Annotated in this window: 22 protein-coding genes, 3 tRNA genes and 1 other annotated feature; of the genes, 12 read left to right on the top strand and 13 right to left on the bottom strand. The window is 53.3% G+C overall.

What is annotated here, in order from left to right; all coding sequences use genetic code 11:
• Positions 1-347: 347 nt before the first annotated feature.
• Positions 348-1468, bottom strand: a protein-coding gene (locus ABGB15_RS08355; protein WP_313326379.1) for an IS3 family transposase whose coding sequence is annotated in 2 segments (ribosomal slippage) — positions 348-1210 and positions 1210-1468 — 1122 coding nt in all. Because the reading frame shifts where the segments join, the coding sequence is not laid out codon by codon here.
• Between the two features lie 46 nt (positions 1469-1514).
• Here ABGB15_RS08355 and ABGB15_RS08350 point away from each other — a divergent pair.
• Together ABGB15_RS08350 and ABGB15_RS08345 are read left to right on the top strand one after the other, a co-directional pair.
• A complete protein-coding gene (locus tag ABGB15_RS08350) occupies positions 1515-1730 on the top strand; it encodes a DUF1889 family protein (protein WP_369064161.1) in 216 nt (71 codons plus the stop codon).
• Positions 1731-1763: 33 nt separating this feature from the next.
• Positions 1764-1958, top strand: a complete 195-nt coding sequence (locus ABGB15_RS08345) for a hypothetical protein (protein WP_313326381.1) — start codon at positions 1764-1766, stop codon at positions 1956-1958.
• On the opposite strand, the gene cbl is transcribed toward ABGB15_RS08345, so the two are convergent.
• Positions 1955-2905 carry an HTH-type transcriptional regulator Cbl gene (gene cbl, locus ABGB15_RS08340; protein ID WP_215722282.1) on the bottom strand — a complete coding sequence of 317 codons (951 nt, stop codon included), beginning with the start codon at positions 2903-2905 and terminating at the stop codon, positions 1955-1957. The genes ABGB15_RS08345 and cbl overlap by 4 nt on opposite strands.
• A 96-nt stretch (positions 2906-3001) precedes the next feature.
• Positions 3002-3919: a nitrogen assimilation transcriptional regulator NAC gene (gene nac, locus ABGB15_RS08335; protein WP_152081513.1), complete on the bottom strand. Its 918-nt coding sequence runs from the start codon at positions 3917-3919 to the stop codon at positions 3002-3004.
• A 320-nt stretch (positions 3920-4239) separates the two neighbouring features.
• On the opposite strand from nac, the gene ABGB15_RS08330 reads away from it, so the two are divergent.
• Positions 4240-4315: transfer RNA gene (locus tag ABGB15_RS08330), tRNA-Asn, on the top strand.
• 63 nt (positions 4316-4378) lie between these two features.
• On the opposite strand, the gene ldtA is transcribed toward ABGB15_RS08330, so the two are convergent.
• The gene (gene ldtA / locus ABGB15_RS08325; RefSeq protein ID WP_152081514.1) at positions 4379-5278 is read right to left on the bottom strand and encodes a L,D-transpeptidase; all 900 of its coding nucleotides are present in this window, start codon (positions 5276-5278) and stop codon (positions 4379-4381) included.
• A 189-nt stretch (positions 5279-5467) separates the two neighbouring features.
• On the opposite strand from ldtA, the gene shiA reads away from it, so the two are divergent.
• The 3 genes from shiA (at position 5468) to ABGB15_RS08310 (ending at position 10103) form a co-directional block, all read left to right on the top strand.
• Positions 5468-6784, top strand: a complete 1317-nt coding sequence (gene shiA / locus ABGB15_RS08320; RefSeq protein ID WP_152081515.1) for a shikimate transporter — start codon at positions 5468-5470, stop codon at positions 6782-6784.
• A 73-nt stretch (positions 6785-6857) separates the two neighbouring features.
• The gene (locus ABGB15_RS08315) at positions 6858-8312 is read left to right on the top strand and encodes an AMP nucleosidase (RefSeq protein WP_152081516.1); all 1455 of its coding nucleotides are present in this window, start codon (positions 6858-6860) and stop codon (positions 8310-8312) included.
• Between the two features lie 18 nt (positions 8313-8330).
• Positions 8331-10103: an aminopeptidase P family protein gene (locus tag ABGB15_RS08310; protein ID WP_215722283.1), complete on the top strand. Its 1773-nt coding sequence runs from the start codon at positions 8331-8333 to the stop codon at positions 10101-10103.
• Positions 10104-10155: 52 nt separating this feature from the next.
• Here the strand turns inward: ABGB15_RS08310 and ABGB15_RS08305 are convergent.
• A tRNA-Asn gene (locus ABGB15_RS08305) sits at positions 10156-10231 on the bottom strand.
• Positions 10232-10237: 6 nt separating this feature from the next.
• On the opposite strand from ABGB15_RS08305, the gene ABGB15_RS08300 reads away from it, so the two are divergent.
• The 3 genes from ABGB15_RS08300 to ABGB15_RS08290 all read left to right on the top strand — a co-directional run bounded on the left by ABGB15_RS08300 (position 10238) and on the right by ABGB15_RS08290 (position 12055).
• Positions 10238-10330 (top strand): DUF5951 family protein, encoded by a 93-nt coding sequence (locus ABGB15_RS08300; RefSeq protein ID WP_369064160.1) that lies wholly within the window; start codon positions 10238-10240, stop codon positions 10328-10330.
• A 93-nt stretch (positions 10331-10423) separates the two neighbouring features.
• Entirely contained in the window at positions 10424-11899 is a 1476-nt protein-coding gene (gene emmdR, locus ABGB15_RS08295; protein WP_215722284.1) for a multidrug efflux MATE transporter EmmdR, read from the top strand.
• An 80-nt stretch (positions 11900-11979) separates the two neighbouring features.
• Positions 11980-12055 (top strand) — tRNA-Asn (locus ABGB15_RS08290).
• Between the two features lie 105 nt (positions 12056-12160).
• Here ABGB15_RS08290 and ABGB15_RS08285 read toward each other — a convergent pair.
• From ABGB15_RS08285 to dacD, 4 genes are all read right to left on the bottom strand, one after another.
• A complete protein-coding gene (locus tag ABGB15_RS08285; RefSeq protein WP_152081519.1) occupies positions 12161-12496 on the bottom strand; it encodes a DUF496 family protein in 336 nt (111 codons plus the stop codon).
• A 168-nt stretch (positions 12497-12664) separates the two neighbouring features.
• Positions 12665-13723, bottom strand: a complete 1059-nt coding sequence (locus ABGB15_RS08280; protein WP_215722299.1) for an FUSC family protein — start codon at positions 13721-13723, stop codon at positions 12665-12667.
• Between the two features lie 92 nt (positions 13724-13815).
• The gene (gene sbmC / locus ABGB15_RS08275; RefSeq protein WP_215722300.1) at positions 13816-14289 is read right to left on the bottom strand and encodes a DNA gyrase inhibitor SbmC; all 474 of its coding nucleotides are present in this window, start codon (positions 14287-14289) and stop codon (positions 13816-13818) included.
• A gap of 131 nt (positions 14290-14420) precedes the next feature.
• Positions 14421-15587: a serine-type D-Ala-D-Ala carboxypeptidase DacD gene (dacD, locus tag ABGB15_RS08270; RefSeq protein ID WP_215722301.1), complete on the bottom strand. Its 1167-nt coding sequence runs from the start codon at positions 15585-15587 to the stop codon at positions 14421-14423.
• A gap of 207 nt (positions 15588-15794) precedes the next feature.
• Between dacD and sbcB the strand changes: the two genes are divergently transcribed.
• Entirely contained in the window at positions 15795-17222 is a 1428-nt protein-coding gene (gene sbcB / locus ABGB15_RS08265; protein ID WP_215722412.1) for an exodeoxyribonuclease I, read from the top strand.
• Between the two features lie 124 nt (positions 17223-17346).
• Here the strand turns inward: sbcB and ABGB15_RS08260 are convergent, their stop codons facing one another.
• From ABGB15_RS08260 to ABGB15_RS08245, 4 genes are all read right to left on the bottom strand, one after another.
• A complete protein-coding gene (locus ABGB15_RS08260; RefSeq protein ID WP_167515527.1) occupies positions 17347-18705 on the bottom strand; it encodes an APC family permease in 1359 nt (452 codons plus the stop codon).
• On the bottom strand, positions 18695-18757 hold the full coding sequence (gene yoeI, locus ABGB15_RS08255; RefSeq protein ID WP_099458931.1) for a membrane protein YoeI: 63 nt from the start codon (positions 18755-18757) through the stop codon (positions 18695-18697). The genes ABGB15_RS08260 and yoeI overlap by 11 nt, the downstream gene beginning before the upstream one ends.
• A gap of 219 nt (positions 18758-18976) precedes the next feature.
• Positions 18977-19906: a LysR substrate-binding domain-containing protein gene (locus tag ABGB15_RS08250; RefSeq protein WP_215722302.1), complete on the bottom strand. Its 930-nt coding sequence runs from the start codon at positions 19904-19906 to the stop codon at positions 18977-18979.
• Between the two features lie 41 nt (positions 19907-19947).
• The gene (locus ABGB15_RS08245) at positions 19948-20772 is read right to left on the bottom strand and encodes an SDR family oxidoreductase (protein WP_152081526.1); all 825 of its coding nucleotides are present in this window, start codon (positions 20770-20772) and stop codon (positions 19948-19950) included.
• Positions 20773-20947: 175 nt separating this feature from the next.
• On the opposite strand from ABGB15_RS08245, the gene hisL reads away from it, so the two are divergent.
• Together hisL and hisG are read left to right on the top strand one after the other, a co-directional pair.
• Complete coding sequence (gene hisL, locus ABGB15_RS08240; RefSeq protein ID WP_001364200.1) at positions 20948-20998, top strand: his operon leader peptide; 51 nt, start codon at positions 20948-20950, stop codon at positions 20996-20998.
• Positions 20974-21097, top strand: a sequence feature (His leader region). It overlaps the preceding gene by 25 nt.
• A 45-nt stretch (positions 21098-21142) precedes the next feature.
• Positions 21143-22042 (top strand): ATP phosphoribosyltransferase, encoded by a 900-nt coding sequence (hisG, locus tag ABGB15_RS08235; protein WP_152081527.1) that lies wholly within the window; start codon positions 21143-21145, stop codon positions 22040-22042.
• Positions 22043-22050: the final 8 nt, after the last annotated feature.

Here is a 22050-nt window from a genome sequence, read left to right as displayed (position 1 = left end):
TCCGTTGTGAAGCGAAAGAGAAATAATACAAATCGCTGTCAGATATGAGGGTTATAACCACAGAGAAGACTCCAATAAGTAATGTTCATTGTCAGAATCAGATTTTTTAGGCTCACAGAGAGCAGAATGGATGGAGTGGGTATTATCGGAATCATTTATAGAGATAGTGTATTAAAAAATAAGAAGTTATAATTCTCGTAGCCTAACTGACATAAGGACGATGCTCAATGTCTGACAGCCTGCTTGTTCGCACCAGTAGAGATGGCGATCAGTTTCATTATCTTTGGGCGGCTCGCCGTGCCCTTCGACTACTGGAACTGACCTGCCCCCAGGATTAGATACAACCTTCAGTTAGTAATGTCGGTTGGTTTTTCTTCATATTTCCTGTTTCGCCAGTCCGTTGCGAATTCAGCTGGTGTCTGGTAATCCAGCGATGAATGGGGACGGCACTCGTTATAATCCTGCCGCCAGTCATTAATCGTTTTCCGGGCATGAAGAATATCGCTGAACCAGTGTTCATTCAGACACTCATCGCGAAAGCATCCGTTAAAACTCTCAATAAATCCGTTCTGCGTTGGCTTACCTGGCTGGATAAGCCGTAGTTCCACACCATGCTCAAAGGCCCATTGATCGAGCGCGCGGCAGGTAAATTCCGGGCCCTGATCGGTTCTTATTGTCGCCGGATAGCCCCTAAACAGCGCGATGCTGTCCAGAATACGCGTGACCTGAACGCCTGAAATACCGAAAGCAGCGGTGATCGTCAGACACTCCTTAGTGAAATCATCCACACAGGTCAGGCACTTGATCCTCCGACCGTTGGCCAGTACGTCCATAACGAAATCCATCGACCATGTCAGGTTCGGCGCATCCGGGCGCAGAAGCGGAAACCGTTCGGTTGCCAGCCCTTTACGGCGTCGTCTGCGTTTTACGCTCAGTCCATTAAGGTGGTAAATACGGTATACCCGCTTGTGATTGACGTGAAGGCCCTCCCGACGCAGCAACTGCCAGATACGGCGGTAGCCAAAACGCCTGCGCTCCAATGCCAGTTCAGTGATGCGCCCTGATAAATGCGCATCAGCCGCCGGACGCTGAGCCTCGTAGCGGCAGGTCGACAGAGACAAACCAGTAAGCCTGCAGGCACGACGTTGCGACAGACCGGTCGCATCACACATAAACTTAACGGCTTCCCGCTTGTGGTCTGTCGTCAGTACTTTCGCCCCAGAGCCACCTGAAGCGCCTCCTTATCCAGCATGGCTTCGGCAAGCAGCTTCTTGAGGCGGGCGTTCTCCTCTTCAAGAGATTTAAGCCGCTTCACCTCAGGAACTTCCATGCCACCAAACTTCTTGCGCCAGGTGTAGAAAGTGGCATCGGAAATGGCGTGCTTACGGCAGAGCTCACGGGCAGAAACCCCGGCTTCCGCTTCGCGAAGAATACTGATGATCTGTTCGTCGGAAAAACGCTTCTTCATGGGGATGTCCTCATGTGGCTTATGAAGACATTACTAACATCGGGGTGTGTTAATCAACGGGGAGCAGGTCAGATGCATCAACATGGCAACAGGGCTCAGCCATCCATGTGATAAAGACATGGCAAAGCGAATTTTTTCTGACCTAAAAAAGCAAGGATTCAGAGCAACTGAAGAGGCAATCAGACAGTTTGCAGTCAATAACGGCTGGGAACCTGCCAGGGCGAAAGAATTGGCAAATTTTGCTAAGAAATATATGGAATAGTTGAATCTACAAGGCTTACTCATTGTGTGTTCGATGTTGGCTAAAAAGGTGGTCATTCTGGTGGTCTTGACAACCCTAAATTTTAGATTTAGCTTAACAATCAGCCAGTTAATGGCAAAGGCGATCCCAGTCAGAGGAGCCAAATTTGAAAAGCCTGCTTTTAAAGCAGGCTTTTTGCTTTTGGTGAATAACCCGGTCAGCAACGCCATCGGCTTCAGCCATATTTAAATCTGATAATCAATCGCCACTTCTTCCGGCTCCATCACCTGGCGTTTGATCTCATCGACCGATAATCCCGCATTGCATAGCTCGATAAAACGCCACACGTAGTTGCGCTGCAGTTGACCACGTTTCAGGCCAAGCCAGACGGTATTCGCATCAAACAGGTGACGGGTATCAAGACGCACCAGTTCTCCTGACTCCTGCTCGCCACCGGATTGCTCCGCCACCAGACCGATACCCAGCCCTAACGCTACATACGTTTTGATCACATCGGAGTCCTGAGCGCTGAGCACCACATCCGGCGTCAACCCTTTGCGGTTGAAGGCTTCGTCGATACGTGAACGCCCGGTGATGCCCTGTCGATAGGTAATCAACGGCCATTTGCTGATCTCTTCAAGCGTCAGCGGTGATACCTGGTTAAGCGGGTGATCGGCTGGCAAAAGCAGGCTGTGATGCCAACGAAACCAGGGGAAAGCCACCAGCAGTGGATCGGTGCTGAGTCGTTCGCTGGCGATACCAATATCTGCTCCACCATTCTGCAGCAGCACTTCAATTTCCTGCGGTGTGCCCTGGATAAGCTCCAGACGGACGTCAGGGAAAAGCTCGCGAAATGCTTTAATCACGGGCGGCAAACTGTAGCGTGCCTGCGTGTGGGTAGTGGCGATGGTCAGCACGCCCGAGGCGTCATTGGTGAAGAGATCGGCCAGACGGCGAACGTTGCTGGCCTCGTTGAGAATACGCTCAGCGATAGCCAGCAATGCCTTGCCAGGCTCCGTCATCCCCAGCAGACGCTTACCGCGGCGGATGAAAATCTCAATACCGAGCTCTTCTTCCAGCTCACGAATATGGCGGCTCACGCCCGACTGCGAGGTGTAAAGCATATTGGCGACTTCAGTCAGGTTGTAATCCCGCCTGGCCGCCTCACGAATAATTTTAAGTTGCTGGAAATTCACGATTCACTCCGGCGCTTGTGACATGGCTCTATTGTTAGAGTTAGCCAGGCTGCAGAACAAATAATAAAAACCAGCATCTTATGCTTTTATGGAATATCAGCTCACAAGCTGCAGTTCGCGATTCTCCAGCGACGGCTTGCTCACCAGAGACATCAAAATCTCTTTCACCGCCTGCGCCTGTGGTGTCAGCGAGCCGCGCGCGGACATATTCAGCGACAACGGCAAACTCATGGACGGTGTCGTGATACGTGCCATCCAGCCGTTTGCTGCGCTGCATAGCGAACGTGCGGCGGATTCAGGTAATACGGTAACGCCCATTCCGCTGGCAATCGCGGCCGTCAGCGTCGAGATGGAGTCGATTTCACCGATAATTTTAGCCGTCAGGCGACGCAGCGAAAAGGCTTCATCCACACGCACGCGCACGGCGCTGTAATCACGCGGCAGGAACAAATTCATCTCTGCAACTGCGGTCAGATCGACACTTTGCCCCGGACAGTCGCGGGTACCCACCAGATAAAGATCTTCTTTCAGCAGTGGCTGGCTGGTGATCCCGGCTACCGGAGAACGGTCGTAAAGCACGGCCATATCCAGCTGGCCGTTGAGCAGCTTGTCATTCAGCACAGAACCGCTGTTCTCATGCAGATAAACCAGCACCTCAGGCAGTTCAGATCGCACAGCCTGCAGCAGCGGCATCGTGATAGAGGAGGCAGCGGTTCCGGGAGCCAGACCAATGGAGACGTGCCCGCTTAAGGTCTGCCCTACGTTATTCACCGCCAGTTGCGCCTGTTCACACTGACGCAAAATCGTCCGGGCATGGGTATACAAAATTTTTCCTGCTTCGGTTGGCGTTACGCCGCGCTTGGTGCGAATCAACAGTTGCTGATCCATCTCACCTTCCAGCGTAGCCACCTGCTGGCTCAGGGCAGGCTGCGCAATATGCAGCACTTCTGCCGCTTGAGTCAGGCTGCCGATATCGACGATTTTTACGAAGTATTTCAGTCGTCTTAAGTTCATTTTGCCCCCTGTTGTCATGCTGTGCCGGAACCGGCTGTCATTGTTTAAACAGGTTTTGCAATATGAATGCCAGTTTTGGGAAGAGGTCTGATATGTTCGCTAACTGCCTGAAAATAAGGAAACCTAATTACTGACGCCCCTTTTATTACTGAAACAGCGGTTTATGATCTGCCCCATAAGAGGTATATCTGCACAATAACGGTGCAATTCGTTGCCAAAAAAGCCACTTTGCCTGTTTTGTCAGCAAACGAACCAAATGCGTGGTGCCACCCTTTGACAAGCCCGGCAGACGTCGATAATATGCGCCCCGTTCACACGATTCCTCTGTAGTTCAGTCGGTAGAACGGCGGACTGTTAATCCGTATGTCACTGGTTCGAGTCCAGTCAGAGGAGCCAAATTTGAAAAGCCTGCTTTTAAAGCAGGCTTTTTGCTTTTGAAACATTACCGCGCAGCAAGGCTTAAATACCAATCTTCACCGGCATTCCCGACCGGCGTTCCAGTTCCGCATCGGCTCCCTCATTTTTTAGCTGTGTCCGCAACGCGGGCGCGATGGGCAGCGGTACTTTCTCCGACGACTCAAATTCCGCACGATTGCGCGACAACGGTTCGTGAACTTCTATCCAGCGGCTGCCGTCCGGCTCCGTGGTCATTTTCAGTGGCTGATCGATAAGCTGCACGCGCGTCCCGACAGGCACATTGTCAAACAGGTATTTGATATCGCTATTGCGCAGGCGTATACAGCCCTGACTCACGCGCAGCCCAATGCCAAAATTCGAGTTTGTACCGTGAATGGCGTACAGCCTGCCAATATAAATAGCATACAGCCCCATCGGGTTATCTGGCCCGGCGGGAACGAATGCAGGCAGGGTTTTCCCCTCTTTCGCATACGCACGACGCGTATTCGGCGTTGGCGACCAGGTCGGCCCTTCCTGCTTGCGCTCAACGGTCGTCACCCAGTTACGCGGCGTTTCGCGCCCGGCCTGGCCTATGCCAATCGGCAGGATCTCAACGGTATTGCCCTCTTTTGGGTAATAGTAGAGGCGCATTTCCGCGACGTTCACCACAATCCCCTCACGTACCGTGGGGGGCAGAATGATTTGCTGGGGCACCACCAGTTGCGTACCGGCTTTAGGCAGAAACGGATCGACTCCCGGATTCGCTTCCAGCATATTGCTGAGCCCTTGCCCGTGCTGTGCAGCGAACGCTTCGAGCGGCAGCGTGTTGCCATCAGGTACGGTGATGGTTATTGGCGCACCAACGAGGCGGCTTCCTTCAGGCGGCAGAGGATAACTCACCGCCAGCACTGTTTGACTCATGAATAACGCGCTTAAACAGCCCAACAGAATATGACGACGCATAATCCCTTCCTTAGTCGCTCCCGATATTTGATAAACATAGCGTAGCCGCTTTGCATCCCCATCAGGAAATAAAATCAGTTTTCTCTCGCCTCCTGTCGCGGTAGTCTCATACGTTCCATCAATGATGGCTGCAATGTGAGTAACCTTTTCTTATACCAATAATTAAAAATCAGTACAGACAGGACAACTATGGACTCCACCCTCATCTCCGATCGTTCCCGCAAGGAGACATCTTCGCTTAACCGCGCCCGCCGCGCCGCACTGGGTAGCTTCGCTGGTGCGGTTGTCGACTGGTATGATTTTCTGCTCTATGGCATCACCGCCGCGCTGGTGTTTAACCGTGAATTTTTCCCCCAGATCAGCCCCGCCATGGGCACGCTCGCCGCGTTTGCCACCTTTGGCGTGGGCTTTCTGTTCCGCCCTCTGGGTGGGGTGATTTTCGGCCACTTTGGCGATCGGCTGGGCCGCAAACGCATGCTGATGCTCACCGTGTGGATGATGGGGATCGCCACCGCGCTTATCGGTATTTTACCGTCGTTTGCCACCATCGGCTGGTGGGCTCCGGTGCTGCTGGTCACGCTGCGCGCCATTCAGGGTTTTGCCGTGGGTGGCGAATGGGGCGGCGCGGCACTGTTGTCCGTCGAGAGCGCACCGAAAAACAAGAAGGCGTTCTACAGCAGCGGTGTGCAGGTGGGATATGGCGTCGGACTGCTGCTCTCCACCGGGCTGGTGTCGCTGATAAGCCAGCTCACAACGGACGAACAGTTTTTGAGCTGGGGCTGGCGCATTCCGTTCATCTTCAGCATCGTGCTGGTGATCGCCGCGCTGTGGATACGCAACGGAATGGAAGAGTCTGCGGAATTTGAACAGCAGCAGCGGGAAAAGCCCGCTACCCAAAAACGGCTGCCGGTAATGGAAGCGTTGGTCCAGCACCCTGGCGCTTTTCTGAAAATTATCGCCCTGCGCCTGTGCGAGCTGCTGACGATGTATATCGTTACCGCGTTTGCCCTGAACTATTCCACGCAAAACCTCGGCTTACCACGTGAACTGTTTCTGAACATTGGTCTGGTGGTTGGTGGGATCAGTTGCCTGACCATTCCGTGTTTCGCCTGGCTGGCGGACCGGTTCGGCCGTCGCCGGGTCTACATTACTGGCGCGTTGATTGGCACACTCAGCGCCTGGCCGTTCTTTATGGCGCTGGAAGCGCAGTCGGTATTCTGGATTGTCTTCTTCGCCATCATGCTGGCTAACATCGCCCATGACATGGTGGTGTGCGTACAGCAGCCGATGTTCACCGAACTGTTTGGCGCGAGCTATCGTTACAGCGGTGCAGGCGTAGGGTATCAGGTGGCAAGCGTGGTCGGTGGCGGGTTTACACCGTTTATTGCTGCCGCGCTGGTGACTTTCTCCGGCGGGAACTGGCACAGCGTGGCGATTTATCTGCTGGTGGGTTGCCTGCTGTCTGCCGCCACGGCGCTGTTTATGAAAGAGACGAGCCACAGCTGATCTCACTTTTGTTTCACAAGCGTGTGACATACTATCGGGTAACGCCGCACACCTGTGGAACAAGGAGACAGACATGAATAATAAGGGCTCCAGCCTGACCCCGGCTCAGGCGCTGGAAAAACTTGACGCGCTGTACGAACAGTCCGTCAATGCACTGCGCAGCGCCATTAGTGAATACATTGAAACAGGGAAACTCCCCGACGAAAAGGCCAGAACCCAGGGCCTTTTTGTTTATCCATCGCTCTCTGTAACCTGGGACGGCAGCGCCAGCACAACGCCAAAAACCCGTGCCTATGCGCGCTTTACCCACTCCGGCTGTTACAGCACCACCGTCACCCGTCCGGCACTTTTCCGGCCCTACCTTGAAGAACAACTCACGCTGCTTTATCAGGATTACGGCGCACATATTTCCGTTGAGCCTTCGCTGCATGAGATCCCGTATCCGTATGTGATCGACGGCTCTGCGCTGACGCTCGACCGCTCTATGAGCGCGGGACTGACGCGTCATTTCCCAACCACCGAACTTTCGCAGATTGGCGATGAGACGGCGGATGGTATTTATCATCCGGCGGAATTCTCGCCGCTGTCGCACTTTGATGCCCGCCGTGTGGATTTTTCGCTGGCACGCCTGCGTCATTACACCGGTACGCCAGCCGAACACTTCCAGCCTTTTGTGCTGTTCACCAACTACACCCGCTATGTTGACGAGTTTGTCCGCTGGGGCTGCAGCCAAATTCTTGACCCGGACAGCCCGTACATTGCGCTCTCGTGCGCGGGCGGGATCTGGATCACCGCTGAAACCGAAGCCCCCGAGCAGGCCATTTCCGATCTGGCCTGGAAGAAACATCAAATGCCCGCCTGGCACTTGATCACTGCCGATGGTCAGGGGATCACGCTGATCAACATCGGCGTCGGTCCGTCGAACGCCAAAACCATCTGCGACCACCTCGCAGTGCTGCGCCCGGACGTCTGGCTGATGATTGGTCACTGCGGCGGCCTGCGTGAAAGCCAGCTGATTGGCGACTACGTGCTGGCTCACGCTTATCTGCGTGACGATCATGTGCTGGACGCAGTGCTTCCACCGGATATCCCGATCCCAAGCATCGCAGAAGTGCAGCGTGCGCTGTATGACGCCACGAAAGAGGTGAGCGGAATGCCAGGGGAAGAGGTTAAACAACGCCTGCGCACAGGCACCGTCGTGACCACCGATGACCGTAACTGGGAGTTACGCTACTCCGCCTCGGCGCTACGCTTCAACCTGAGCCGCGCGGTTGCCATCGATATGGAAAGCGCCACTATTGCCGCGCAGGGTTACCGTTTCCGCGTCCCTTACGGCACGCTGCTGTGCGTTTCCGATAAGCCGCTGCACGGCGAAATTAAGTTGCCAGGTCAGGCTAACCGTTTCTACGAAGGCGCTATTTCTGAGCACTTGCAAATTGGTATTCGTGCCATTGATTTACTTCGGGCAGAAGGCGACAAGCTGCACTCCCGCAAGCTGCGCACCTTCAACGAACCGCCATTCCGCTGATATCAGTAAGGAAAAGCTATGCATACCACATCACCGTTATCCGCCCTGCGTCAGTGGCTACAGGAAAACAACCTCGACGGAATGATCGTCCCGCGCGCGGACGCCTGGCAAAGCGAATACTGTGCACCGTACGACGAAAAACTGGCCTGGCTGACCGGCTTCGACGGTTCAGCCGGGCTGGCGCTGGTACTGAAAGACAAAGCCCTGTTATTCGTCGATGGTCGCTATCAGGTTCAGGCTCGCGTACAGGTCAACATGGATGACATTGCAATTCATCATCTGCATAACGAACCGCTGGCCGAGTGGCTGTTGAAAAATGCGGAAGCAGGAATGCGGATTGGCTTTGAAGCGCTATTGATGACCAACGCAGAATTCACGCAGCTTTCAGCTACACCGTGCGAGCTGGTGCCGCTTGACCTGTCGCCGTTTGATACGCTCTGGACTGACCGCCCTGCCGCACCGGCGGGGCTTATCCGTGAAATGCCAGACGATATCAGCGGCGAAAGCAGTGCCGACAAGCGCCAGCGCGTGGCTGAAATCCTGGCCGGGAAAGCGGCCGACTACCTGGCCATCACCCAGCCGGACAATATCGCCTGGCTGCTGAACGTGCGCGGCTCAGATATCTCTACCAGCCCGGTCCCGCTCTCATTTGCGCTGCTTGGCCGCGACGGGCACGTCGAGTGGTTTGTTAACGACAACAAGCTGAGCAATTTACCGGATTCGTTTCGACATACTGTCACGATTGCGCCGCAGGACGCCTTTATCGGACGCTGTCAGCAGCTTGCGAAGGGTAAGCGGGTAATGGTCGACGCCGATTCCGCCCCGGTAGCGTTGCGCTTTGCCATTGAACCCGACGGGGAAATTATCTGGCAGACCGATCCCATCACGTTGATGAAAGCCCATAAAAACCCAGTGGAGCTGGCGGGATATCGTGAGTGCCATCATCAGGACGGTGCTGCGTGGGTCAATTTCCTCGCCTGGCTGAGCCGCGAGGTGCCTAAGCGGCAGGCCGCTGGGCAGCCCCTGACGGAGCTTGAAGTACAGGCAAAGCAGCTTGCTTTCCGTCAGCAGCAACCGGGCTTTATTGAGCAGAGTTTTGCGACAATTTCCGCATCTTCCAGCAATGCGGCGATGTGCCATTACCACTCAAGCGAAGCCAGCAATAAAACCCTCGGTCACGATCATTTTTATCTCAATGATTCTGGCGGCCAGTACCACAACGGCACCACTGATGCGACGCGCACGCTGGCGTGGGGCAAGGTCGACCCGCAGCAGCGCTTACACTACACCGCGGTATTACGGGGCTTTTTGTCTCTGATTACGCTGCAGTTCCCGTCCGGCAGCCAGGGACATCAGCTCGACGCCTTTGCGCGCCGTCCGTTGTGGGAGATGGGGCTGGATTACGATCATGGCACCGGGCATGGCGTGGGACATCAGCTCCTGATCCACGAAAATCCGCACCGTTTTGCGAAAAAGGTCAACCCGTGGCCGCTGATGGCAGGCAATATTATGACCATTGAACCGGGGTATTATCTGGCCGGAAGTCACGGCATTCGCATTGAAAACCAGGTGGAAATCGTGGAAAGTCGTCCGGGATTTTGCGCGTTTGCATCGCTGACGTTGATCCCAATTGATCTAAGCCAGGCTGAGCTACACCTGTTAAACGAGCAGGAAAAACAGTGGCTGGATGAGTACCACCAGAAAGTGCGTGAGGCGCTGTCGCCGCTGGTGGATAGTGATGCGCGTCCGTGGCTATTTGAAGCGACCGCGCCGATTCGTGTGAGCCGGTAATCTCTGGCGCAGAAAAGCAAAAAGCCTGCTTTAAAAGCAGGCTTTTCAAATTTGGCTCCTCTGACTGGACTCGAACCAGTGACATACGGATTAACAGTCCGCCGTTCTACCGACTGAACTACAGAGGAATCGTTGTGGAGGCTTATCTTAGCGGCGAAAAAAGTTTTGTCAAACCCGATCTTTGGGAATCACGGCTGTTTGCTGTTTCTGTCGACAGTTTGTTGTAAAACCAAACATATTTTATGGAAAATACTTTGCAGGATGGGCATTTCTACCCCATCATTTGAAATGGAGTTTCAACTTTCTCGCTAAGGTCCATTTTGAACGTCACAGCCCCCCTACGCCAGGCGATTATGCGCACTCCCTGGTATGCAAAACGTAAAAGCTATCGTGTTTTGTTCTGGCGTGAAATCACCCCCCTTGCTGTACCTATTTTCCTGGAGAACACCTGCGTCCTGTTGATGGGTGTACTGAGCACGTTTCTGGTGAGCTGGCTCGGGAAGGAGGCGATGGCAGGTGTCGGCCTGGCGGACAGCTTTAATATGGTGGTGATGTCTTTCTTTGCCGCTATCGATCTCGGGACGACCGTTGTCGTCGCATTCAGTCTGGGCAAGCTCGATCCGAAACGCGCACGCGAAGCAGCCCGGCAGTCGCTGATGATCATGACCCTTTTTTCGATCGTGCTGGCGGCTGTGATTCATTACTACGGTAAAGAAATTATCGACATCGTCGCGGGCGAAGCGACAAATGACGTTAAAGATCTCGCGCTAACCTATCTGGAAATGACGGTCATTAGCTATCCGGCAGCCGCTATCGCTTTAATTGGCAGCGGGGCACTGCGTGGTGCAGGAAATACCAAAATCCCGCTGCTGATCAACGGCGGGATGAACATCCTGAATATTATTATCAGCAGCGTTTTGATCTATGGTGTTTTTTCCTGGGACGGCCTGGGTTTTGTGGGAGCCGGGCTTGGGCTGACCATTTCGCGCTACATCGGTGCGGCGGCAATCGTAGGCGTATTGATGACCGGCATTACACCATCCCTGCGCCTCACATTGAAAAGTTATTTCCGTCCACTCAATTTTGCCATTATCTGGGAAGTGATGGGGATTGGTATTCCGGCAAGTATTGAATCGGTGCTGTTTAATGGAGGGAAGCTGCTGACGCAAATGTTTGTTGCCGGTATGGGAACCGACGTTATCGCCGGTAATTTTATTGCCTTCTCCATCGCCTCTTTGATTAACCTGCCAGGTAACGCGCTTGGATCTGCATCCACCATCATCACCGGCAAACGTCTCGGGAAAGGGCAGATAGGGCAGGCGGAGCGACAACTGCGTCATGTTTTCTGGTTATCGACTATCGGGCTAACGGCGATAGCCTGGGGAACGGCCCCCTTTGCCGGACTGATGGCATCGTTTTATACCCATGAGAATGACGTAAAAGAAGTCGTTAAAATTCTGATTTGGCTGAACGCCGCGTTTATGCCGATCTGGGCGGCGTCCTGGGTTCTGCCCGCCGGGCTGAAAGGGGCACGTGATGCCCGTTTTGCGATGTGGGTATCAATGCTTGGTATGTGGGGCTGTCGCGTGGTTGCGGGCTATACGCTAGGGATCATGCTGGGAATGGGCGTAGTGGGCGTCTGGCTGGGGATGTTCCTTGACTGGGCAGTGCGCGGTACGCTGTTCTACTGGCGAATGGTGAGCGGACGCTGGTTATGGAAATACCCGCGCATAAAACCCGAACCTGTTGCCGCTGAAACGCCAGAATGCCTGACAAATGCACGAAGTGGAGAATAAATCGGCAAACGATCAGAAATCTGCATTCTGCCTTTGACATCATGGGTGAGCATCGATAATATGCGCCCCGTTCACACGATTCCTCTGTAGTTCAGTCGGTAGAACGGCGGACTGTTAATCCGTATGTCACTGGTTCGAGTCCAGTCAGAGGAGCCAAATTTAAAAAGCCTGCTTTTAAAGCAGGCTTTTTGCTTTTCTGCCACCTGCAGATATAAAAAAGGCTCCCTGACACCAGGGAGCCTTTTTCACAATGCTACGCGATTATTCGCCTTTTACTTCAGCGTTTTTGATTTCGCCCATCACTTTCAGTTTTTTGGAGATATCGCGACGCTCTTTGGACAGCTCAGCATTCTTGATGATGTAGTCGTCAACACGGTCTTCGTAATCGCTTTTCATGCTGGCGATGATGCCCTGGATAGCCTCAACGCTCATGCCTGGCTTGATGTAGTCGCTCAGGTTGTCCAGCAGCAGAACACGTTTTTGGTTGTCACGGATCTTCTTCTCAACGTCCTGGATTTCACGCTGCAGTTTGTTTTTGCGGCGGAACAGGCGGACGAATTCCAGAACATCCTGGAACGAAGGCTTGGTAGTTTCCATTTTTACACCCCTGATAATGTGAGATTCGGATTCGTTAAAGCAACCGTTGTAACAGTAACCTTACTGACAGCGGCCGCGAATGACAATGAGTATATCGTTTAAAGCTATCATAACCCCAATTGCTGCTGAATCGAAGCAGCAGGCGTCACATATGGCAATAGCTGCTTTTTATTTGCGCAGCGCCCGGCAGATCAGATGTGACAACAGCTCTAGCTGTCGCGCCAGCTCCATGCTCAACCAGACATAACCATGAATCGGCGTTTCCGCCACGTTATCGCCCTGCCGCTCGTTAATCAGTTGTTTCAGCTCGGCGACGATTTCATTCAGACGTTCGCTGTTCGCCAGGATTGGCTGTGGGTTGCCTTCATACAGCGCGTGGGCAATGGTTAGCAGCGTTTGCTGCGTCATCTGCTGCGTCTCTTTCAGCGTATGCGCGTTAAGCATTAAGAGATGGCTGGAACGGGATGCCCAGTGAGCATTGATTTGCAGCTCCAGCATACAAACCAGATTACGGCTCACAGTCTGAATCGCTTCGAAAATGGCTTTCTGGATGTGGGTCTCTTTGCTGGCCGGCGTGATCAACCCACGCATCTTAACCACATCACTGAGGATTTTTTGCAGATGTTTTTCCAGCCGCGGCCGTTCGACCAGGTTTGGCGAAAACCCCGCCTGGTAGACCCGATTAAACGCTGTGACATAGTTTGCCATCTGAATACGCCAGTGCAGGAACGCGCGCTGGGGCCAGATGCCGGTAAACAGCATTGCCAGCAGCGAGCCGAGGATAACATCCCCACTTCGCCATAGCGCGGTCGTCATGTCTCCTGCCGGAGCACCAACAACAACAGAAAGCGTGATACCAATCAGTAAGGCCTGATACGGTTTTTTGCCCAACGCCAGCCAGCCGCAGAGGAACATCGCCGCCGCGCACCACAACAGCATGACCGGGAATGAGATCAGTTCGAGTTTCAGGGCGATAAGCCCCAGCGCTGAACCGAGGACAGTGCCGCCTATACGCTCAAAAGCACGCGGGACAACATTTCCCCAAAATGAGATGGGCCCCATGATGACCACCAGCGTGATCAGCGGCCATGTTCCTTCAGGGACATCCAGCAAACGGACCAGAACAAAAGTCAGAATAAACGCCAGCGCGATACGGCATCCATGTACCACGCGGTAATGTTTATACAACCGGATTTCAAAAGGCGTTAATGATTTGTCGGGACGCACACCCGCTCTCCAGCTACACGGCAAACCACAATTGTACTGTGTTTTCAGCCGGGTGGATCACACCCGGTTGAAAAACCCTGTTATTTACAGGCCTAACCCGCTTTGTGCTCAACCGGCACAAACATTTCGATATCCCAGTAGCCATCCGCATTACCGTCGTTCAGGTAGCGTTCAAAACAGGGCTTTGGCGCGATTTGATAGTGTGTGTCTTCAAGAAGGGAATTAAAAAACTGATACCAGGGTGTGGCAAAGTCGTGGTTTTCGACACGCGCCGTTGCCACGGCATAATCCCCCGCGGCGATTTCAGTGAGCATCACCCCTTCACTGTTTTCAGGGATGACAAAATCATCGGGCACCGTGACGGCTGTATCACAGCGTAATTTTTCTGCCGGAACCTCATCGGGATTATCGTAATAAACCGCAACCCACTCCAGAGGTTGAATATGACGACCATCAACCCACATGACCAGCTGTTCGAAGCCTTGTTTGACCGTGTTTTCCCATGGTCCGACAAGGTGAAAACCCGCGATCTTACGTTTCTGTTGCTGTCTGATGCTGTAGTTCATGCTGCCTCCGTTTATTACTGTGTATTTATACACTATAAAGCAGATTTTCGCTGTTCAGCAAACAAGGAGTGTTTATTATGCGAGCAGACTCGCAACCCTGCCAGTCTGCTCGTCGCGGCTCATCTGCAGCGTCAGAGTTTATGATGCAGGTAATCACCCATCCGTGAGAAAAATCCACCTTTATCAACGCTTTCCAGCGTCACCAGCGGCCAGTGCGCGACGACTTTGTCGCGGTCAAATAGCTGGATCTCCCCGACGCGCTGATGCGCGGCAATCGGTGCGTCCAGCTCTTTTTTATCCAGGACGTATTTTGCTTTGATATTGGGCACTTCCGCCTTCGGTAAGGCCAGCCAGAAATCCTGATCGGTGCCTAATTTCACCTGCTCTTTATCGCCGTACCAGATGCGCTCGGTGCCCACTTTTTTGCCATTATGCAGAATTTGCACGGTATCGAAATTCTGTTGCCCCCAGTGCAGTAGTTTGCGAGCCTGCTCTTCCCGGCCTTTCGGGCTATCCGCGCCCATAACCACGGCAATCAAACGACGCTGGCCGTCTACCGCTGAAGCGATAAGGTTAAAACCGGCACCTGAGGTATGGCCTGTTTTTAACCCGTCAACGTTCATGGTTTTATCCCATAGCAGGCCGTTGCGGTTTTGCTGGGTGATGCCGTTCCATGTAAGGCTTTTTTCGCTGTACATATGGTAGAACTCAGGCTCACCGTGAATGATCGCGCGTGAAAGTACCGCCAGGTCATAGGCAGAACTGTGTTGTCCCGGTGCATCCAGGCCATGCACGGTTTCAAAATGAGTGTCGCGCAGGTGCAGTTTTTGCACGTAGTCGTTCATCATATTCACGAATTGTGGCTGCCCTCCGGCCACATGGTCAGCCAGCGCCACGCAGGCGTCGTTGCCGGAATCAACAATCAGGCCACGGCTCAGGTCACGCACGGAGACGCGATCGCCCTCTTTCAGGAACATCAACGATGAACCGTCAAACACCGGATTACCTTTTGCCCATGCATCGCGGCCTACGGTAACAATGTCATCAGGACTAATGCGATGGCTATCAATAGCGCGATCGACGACGTAGCCAGTCATCAGCTTGGTCAGGCTTGCCGGGTTGCGCTGTTGATGTTCGTTGCCCGCCGTTAAGATTTGACCCGTGGTGTAATCCATCAGTACCCAGGAGCCAGCCTGGATGGTCGGAGGCTGCGGTGAAAAATCCAGTGGTTCGGCAGCCAGCGCAGATGAAATACTCGAAGCGAGTAAAGAAACAGCAATAAACAGACGGCGTTTCAACGGTATATCCTCAGGTCATTAAAAATCGTTGACCTTTTTACGGGAGTTCTGATGTCCTTACCTGCCTTAATTGCAAAAAAATGTGACAGGAGGCATGTTTTCCCCTGAAGTCAGCTCGCAAATTTCATTGATAAAGGCGCTTTTTATTCGGTCTGTGCATCACGATCGTTTACCATAGCAATGTCATTTTTTAACAGGATGGTATTACTGGTGTCTGACTCTGCCGCGCGCCCCACTTTTTTATTCCACGATTACGAAACCTTTGGCACCCATCCGGCGTTGGATCGCCCTGCGCAGTTTGCCGCCATTCGCACTGACGATGATTTCAATATTATTGGCGAGCCAGAAGTCTTTTACTGCAAGCCCGCCGATGACTACCTGCCACAGCCAGGCGCGGTGTTGGTCACGGGTATTACGCCTCAGGAAGCGCGTGACAAAGGCGTAAACGAGGCCGAGTTCGCCCGCCGTATCCACGACCTGTTTACCGTGCCTGATACCTGCGTGGTGGGCTACAACAACATCCGCTTTGATGATGAAGTGACGCGCAATATCTTCTACCGCAACTTCTACGATCCCTATGCCTGGAGCTGGCAGAACCGCAATTCGCGCTGGGATTTACTCGACATCATGCGCGCGTGCTATGCCCTGCGCCCGGAGGGGATCACCTGGCCGGAAAATGACGAAGGGTTAACGAGTTTCCGGCTGGAACACCTGACACGCGCTAATGGCATTGAGCACAGTAATGCCCACGACGCAATGGCCGACGTCTATGCCACCATCGCAATGGCGAAACTGGTGAAGCGCGCGCAACCGCGTCTGTTCGACTATCTGCTGAGCCACCGCAGCAAACATAAACTCATCACCCTGATTGATGTCCCGCAAATGAAACCGCTGGTGCATATTTCCGGCATGTTCGGCGCATGGCGGGGAAATACAAGCTGGGTCGCTCCTCTGGCCTGGCATCCTGACAACCGGAATGCCGTCATCATGGTGGATTTGGCCGGTGATATCTCACCGCTGCTGGAACTTGACAGCGATACCCTGCGTGAGCGGCTCTATACGCCGAAAAATGAACTGGGTGACCTGCCTGCAGTACCGGTAAAACTGGTTCATATCAATAAATGCCCGGTGCTGGCGCAAGCCAATACGCTGCGTCCGGAGGATGCCGACAGACTGGGCATAAACCGCCAGCATTGCCTGGATAACCTCAAAATCCTGCGTGACAACCCTCAGGTGCGTGAAAAAGTCGTGGCGATCTTTGCTGAAGCGGAGCCGTTTGTACCGTCTGAAAATGTCGATGTGCAGCTCTATAACGGCTTCTTTAGCGATGCTGACCGTGCCGCCATGAAGATTGTTTTGCAAACCGACCCGCGCAATTTACCGGCGCTGGATATTACCTTTGCTGACAAGCGCATCGAGAAACTGATGTTTAATTATCGTGCGCGAAACTATCCCGGCACGCTGGATGAAGTGGAGCAGGAACGTTGGCTGCAGCATCGCCGTAACGTCTTTACGCCGGAATTCCTGCATGCTTATGCCCAGGAGCTGGAGATGCTTTATAGCCAGTATGAAGGGGATGCAGAGAAGCAGGCACTGCTGAAAGCGCTGTTCCAGTACGCGCAAGAGATTGTTTGAGTGATGGGTAAAAAAAAAGCCGGAGGCGATGTCTCCGGCTTTTTTTTGCCCGGTGGCGCTGCGCTTTTACGCGAGCCTGCGGGTTTGTAGGTCGGGTAAGGCGTAGCCGCCGCCCGACATGATATTACGCAACGTCTTCGTACTGAGGCACTGGGTTGCGGAAACTTTTGGTAACGCAGGCCAGGTAAATCAGACCGATAGCGCCCCAAATCAGCCCCAGAACCATAGAGCTTTCTTCCAGGTTAATCCACAGCGCACCAACGGTAAGCGCACCACACACCGGCAGAACCAGGTAGTTAAAGTGGTCTTTCAGCGTTTTGTTGCGCTTCTCACGGATCCAGAACTGAGAGATCACGGAGAGGTTAACGAAGGTGAACGCCACCAGCGCACCAAAGTTAATCAGCGCGGTTGCGGTAACCAGGTCGAATTTAATCGCCAGCAGTGCAATTGCGCCAACCAGCAGTACGTTCCATGCCGGAGTACGCCATTTCGGATGAACGTAACCGAAGAAACGGGTCGGGAACACACCGTCGCGGCCCATCACGTACATCAGGCGAGAAACGCCGGCATGCGCCGCCATACCAGAGGCCAGAACGGTTACGCTTGAGAAGATCAGCACGCCCCACTGGAAGGTTTTACCTGCCACGTACAGCATGATTTCAGGCTGTGACGCGTCCGGATCTTTGAAGCGGGAGATGTCCGGGAAATACAGCTGCAGGAAATAAGACGCACCGATGAAGATCAGGCCGCCAATCAGCGCCGTCAGGAAAATCGCTTTCGGGATCACGCGCTCCGCGTCTTTGGTCTCTTCAGACAGAGAAGAGATACCGTCGAAGCCCAGGAACGAGAAGCACAGAATGGTCGCCCCGGTGATCATCGGCACCACGTGTGCACCCTCAGACCAGAACGGACGGGTGCTGGTCAGCGTACCTGCGCCTTCACCGTGGGATACACCATAAATGATCAGACCCACGATAACCGCAACGATACCCATCTGCAGAATAACAATCAGGGTGTTGAAGTTAGCCACGGTCTTGATGCTGCGCAGGTTAGAGATGGTCATAAAGGCCACCAGCGCCACAACGAAGATCCACGACGGCACGGAAGGCACCAGCGCTTCGAAGTAAATTTTTGCCAGCAGAATGTTGATCATCGGCATGAACAGGTAGTCCAGCAGAGATGACCAGCCCACCATAAAGCCAACCGCCGGGCTAATGGATTTCTGAGCATAGGTGTAGGCAGAGCCTGCAGACGGGAAACGGCGAACCAGTTTACCGTAGCTCAGCGCCGTAAAGAGAATGGCGACCAGCGCAAAGGCATATGCCGTCGCAACGTGACCGTCAGTAAGGCCTGATACGATACCGAATGTATCGAACAGCGTCATTGGTTGCATATAGGCCAGGCCCATCATAACAACCGGAATCAACGTAAGCGTTTTACGTAATTCCACGCGAGAGGTGTTTGGAGTTGCGTTATGCGACATAGTTATTCTCCTTTACGGTGATAACCGCCACGTAAGCGAAAAATTGCCCCATTTCTTTATTCCTCAGCGACAACAACTGTCGGATTTTAGTAAATATCTATCCGGTACGAAGCCCGGCCTCTTGGTTTTTAGTTTCGTTTCGTACATGCAAAAAAAAATAACCGACGCCTTTTATATCGTCGATTATTCATTTGTTTGCAGCGGCGGCATTTTGCCCCACTTTGGATACAAAAGGCAATAGATTGAGAAACTCATCAATAAATTATTTTCACTAACCGTTTGATTTACCAATATCAGCCTGTGTGTAAACGGCAGCGATAGCACTATTTGCTAAAATCTCATCCCGCCACCAGGCGCTGGCGAGGCCAGCGGTTTGTTCATTCCAGCCCACCCATACCGATTCATTACTGCTTTGCGCCATAACCTGTTTCTCAACCAGCGCTCCGCTTTCAATAAACCGTTGCGCTAAATAACGGGGAAGATAACCGCAGCCCAGCCCGCTTATTTGCAGCTCCAGCTTAGTTTTGAAATCGAAAACGGTGATAGCTTCCTGTTCATCCAGCAGCTGCGAAGAGACGGCGCATTCCGGGCGGGAACTGTCACCCACGACGATAGCGCGAAATCCCTTAATAACCCGGCGATTAAGCGGTTCCGGCTCGTTTGCTAAAGGATGATGTGGGGCGACAGCAAAGATCTGCTCAAGCACGCCCAAACGGGCAAAACCAAATTCACTCAATGGGGGCGGCTCCCGCAATGCCCCCACGATAATATCTGCCCGTCCCTGCGTTAAGGCATCCCATGAACCACCCAGCACACCATTAATAAAAATCAGCCGAGTCACGCTATGGCGCTGATAGAAAGCCTCGATAAGCGGGGTCAACAGCGAGAAGGGAAACGTATCATCGACGCCAATCACCAGCTCATTTTCCCAGCCTTGATGAAGTTTCACGGCCTGCTTTTCAAGCTCGCGAACGGTGTGAAGAACGTCGCGCCCTTTTTCCAACAACATCTGCCCGGTACGGGTAAAACGAGCGCGATGCCCGGAGCGATCGAGGATTTGGATATTAAGATCGCTTTCCAGTTTATGAACGGTATAACTCAGCGCCGAGGGCGTTTTATAGAGCTTCGCCGACGCTGCAGCAAAGCTCCCCTCTTTTTCCAGCGCATCAAGAATAACAAGAACATCCAGCAGCGGTTTCATGTTCGCCCCCTTACGGTGCGCAATCGTCCTCCGCTATGACACTATTCCATGGGCATGACCAGCGGATCGGGATACTGATACTCAAATCCCAGTTCATGGCAAATACGATTACCATCAATGATTTTGCCTTTGCTTTCACCCTGCGCGTCACCAAATACCGGCGGAGCCAGCCCAAGCTGGCGCGCCATCAGAGGGTAAAAGGTACTACGCGCCGGATGAGAAGGCGCACATATATTATAGATGTGCCCTCCTTTCGGAGCCTGTAATAGCAACTCAATTGCGCCGATAACGTCTTCAAGATGCACAAGATTGACGCCATGTTGTCCGTCCGGAGCCGATTTACCGGCAAAGAAACGGCCGGGATGACGCCCCGGCCCTACCAGCCCTGCCAGGCGCAAAATATCCACCTGGGTTCCCGGCAGATTATGCAGCCAGTCCTCCAGCTCTTTCAGCACCCGGCCGCTTGCGGTGATCGGGTGCCGTTCACTATTTTCCTTCACCGTTCCCTCAACATCACCATAGACCGATGTTGAGCTGGTAAAAATAATGCGCGGAATATGGTGCGCCAGCGCGCTATCGACAATCTCCTGCACGGCCTGCAGATAGAACGACTCACCCGGCCCGCTGCGCCGCGCCGGTAAGGTGATGATCAGCGCGTCAACGTTCATTAATTCGTCCAGCTCGTCGGCATCGCAAACAAGCTCTGGCTCAAGACGCAACTGAATACCGTCAATACCGCACATCCGCGCGGCTTCCACCCCGTCCGCCGTGGTTTTACTCCCGGTCACCTGCCAGCCTTTCGCGGCTAATGACATCGCCAGCGGCATTCCTAACCACCCTAAACCGACAATCGCGACCTTTTTCATGCGAATTCTCCAGGCTTACACACGTTTTTATTAAGGCTACGCCAGCACTGGCGAACACTCAATTCATAGCATCAATATGAAATGAATTAATGATTAAAAAAAGCCCTTGCTTTCTGCGGTGCAAGTGGTTTAGGTTAAAAGACATCAAATGAATAAGCATTCATCGAGAATTTATATGACACGCGTTCAATTTAAACACCACCATCATCACCATCATCCTGACTAGTCTTTCAGGCGATGTGTGCTGGAAGACGTTTGGATCTTCCAGTGGTGCATGAACGCATGAGAAAGCCCCCGGAAGATCATCTTCCGGGGGCTTTTTTTTGGACCGCATTCAGACAGGTTAAAACAGGTTAACGAGGAATAAAGAATGTTAGATAACTCACGTTTACGCATAGCTATTCAGAAATCAGGCCGTTTAAGTGACGATTCACGCGAACTGCTGGCCCGCTGCGGGATTAAAATCAACCTGCATACCCAGCGCCTGATTGCCCTTGCTGAAAATATGCCCATCGACATTCTGCGCGTACGTGATGACGACATTCCGGGCCTGGTGATGGACGGCGTGGTGGATCTGGGGATCATCGGCGAAAACGTACTGGAAGAAGAGCTTCTGACCCGCCGCGCCCAGGGCGAAGATCCTCGCTATTTTACCCTGCGTCGTCTGGACTTTGGCGGTTGCCGCTTGTCGCTGGCAACGCCGGCTGATGAAGCCTGGGACGGCCCGGCAGCACTGAACGGCAAGCGCATTGCCACCTCTTACCCGCACCTGTTGAAGCGCTACCTGGATCAAAAAGGCGTACAGTTTAAATCCTGCCTGCTGAACGGCTCCGTTGAAGTGGCTCCACGCGCGGGTCTGGCCGATGCCATCTGTGACCTCGTCTCTACCGGTGCGACTCTTGAAGCAAACGGTTTGCGCGAAGTGGAAGTCATCTATCGCTCCAAAGCCTGCCTGATCCAGCGCGACGGCGAAATGGCCGATGCCAAACAGCAACTCATCGACAAGCTGCTGACCCGTATTCAGGGGGTGATTCAGGCACGTGAATCCAAATACATCATGATGCACGCGCCAACCGAACGTCTGGATGAAGTGATTGCCCTGCTGCCAGGTGCTGAGCGTCCAACCATTCTGCCGCTGGCGGGCGATCAGCAGCGCGTGGCGATGCATATGGTGAGCAGCGAAACCCTGTTCTGGGAAACCATGGAAAAACTGAAGGCGCTGGGGGCAAGCTCCATTCTGGTGCTGCCGATTGAGAAGATGATGGAGTAATTCCACGT

The sequence above is a fragment of the Enterobacter sp. MALB-1 genome (assembly GCF_041021625.1).
In the GTDB taxonomy this organism is placed as follows: domain Bacteria; phylum Pseudomonadota; class Gammaproteobacteria; order Enterobacterales; family Enterobacteriaceae; genus Enterobacter; species Enterobacter oligotrophicus.
This window is presented reverse-complemented; position numbering and strand designations above follow the sequence as displayed.

Coding starts and splice junctions, on each gene's coding strand:
- ABGB15_RS08285 (WP_152081519.1), bottom strand. CDS start 12,496: ATGGAAACTACCAAGCCTTCGTTCCAGGATGTTCTGGAATTCGTCCGC.
- hisG (WP_152081527.1), top strand. CDS start 21,143: ATGTTAGATAACTCACGTTTACGCATAGCTATTCAGAAATCAGGCCGT.
- ABGB15_RS08250 (WP_215722302.1), bottom strand. CDS start 19,906: ATGAAACCGCTGCTGGATGTTCTTGTTATTCTTGATGCGCTGGAAAAA.
- ABGB15_RS08260 (WP_167515527.1), bottom strand. CDS start 18,705: ATGTCGCATAACGCAACTCCAAACACCTCTCGCGTGGAATTACGTAAA.
- ABGB15_RS08315 (WP_152081516.1), top strand. CDS start 6,858: ATGAATAATAAGGGCTCCAGCCTGACCCCGGCTCAGGCGCTGGAAAAA.
- ldtA (WP_152081514.1), bottom strand. CDS start 5,278: ATGCGTCGTCATATTCTGTTGGGCTGTTTAAGCGCGTTATTCATGAGT.
- ABGB15_RS08345 (WP_313326381.1), top strand. CDS start 1,764: ATGTTGGCTAAAAAGGTGGTCATTCTGGTGGTCTTGACAACCCTAAAT.
- ABGB15_RS08310 (WP_215722283.1), top strand. CDS start 8,331: ATGCATACCACATCACCGTTATCCGCCCTGCGTCAGTGGCTACAGGAA.
- shiA (WP_152081515.1), top strand. CDS start 5,468: ATGGACTCCACCCTCATCTCCGATCGTTCCCGCAAGGAGACATCTTCG.
- sbmC (WP_215722300.1), bottom strand. CDS start 14,289: ATGAACTACAGCATCAGACAGCAACAGAAACGTAAGATCGCGGGTTTT.
- nac (WP_152081513.1), bottom strand. CDS start 3,919: ATGAACTTAAGACGACTGAAATACTTCGTAAAAATCGTCGATATCGGC.
- ABGB15_RS08245 (WP_152081526.1), bottom strand. CDS start 20,772: ATGAAAAAGGTCGCGATTGTCGGTTTAGGGTGGTTAGGAATGCCGCTG.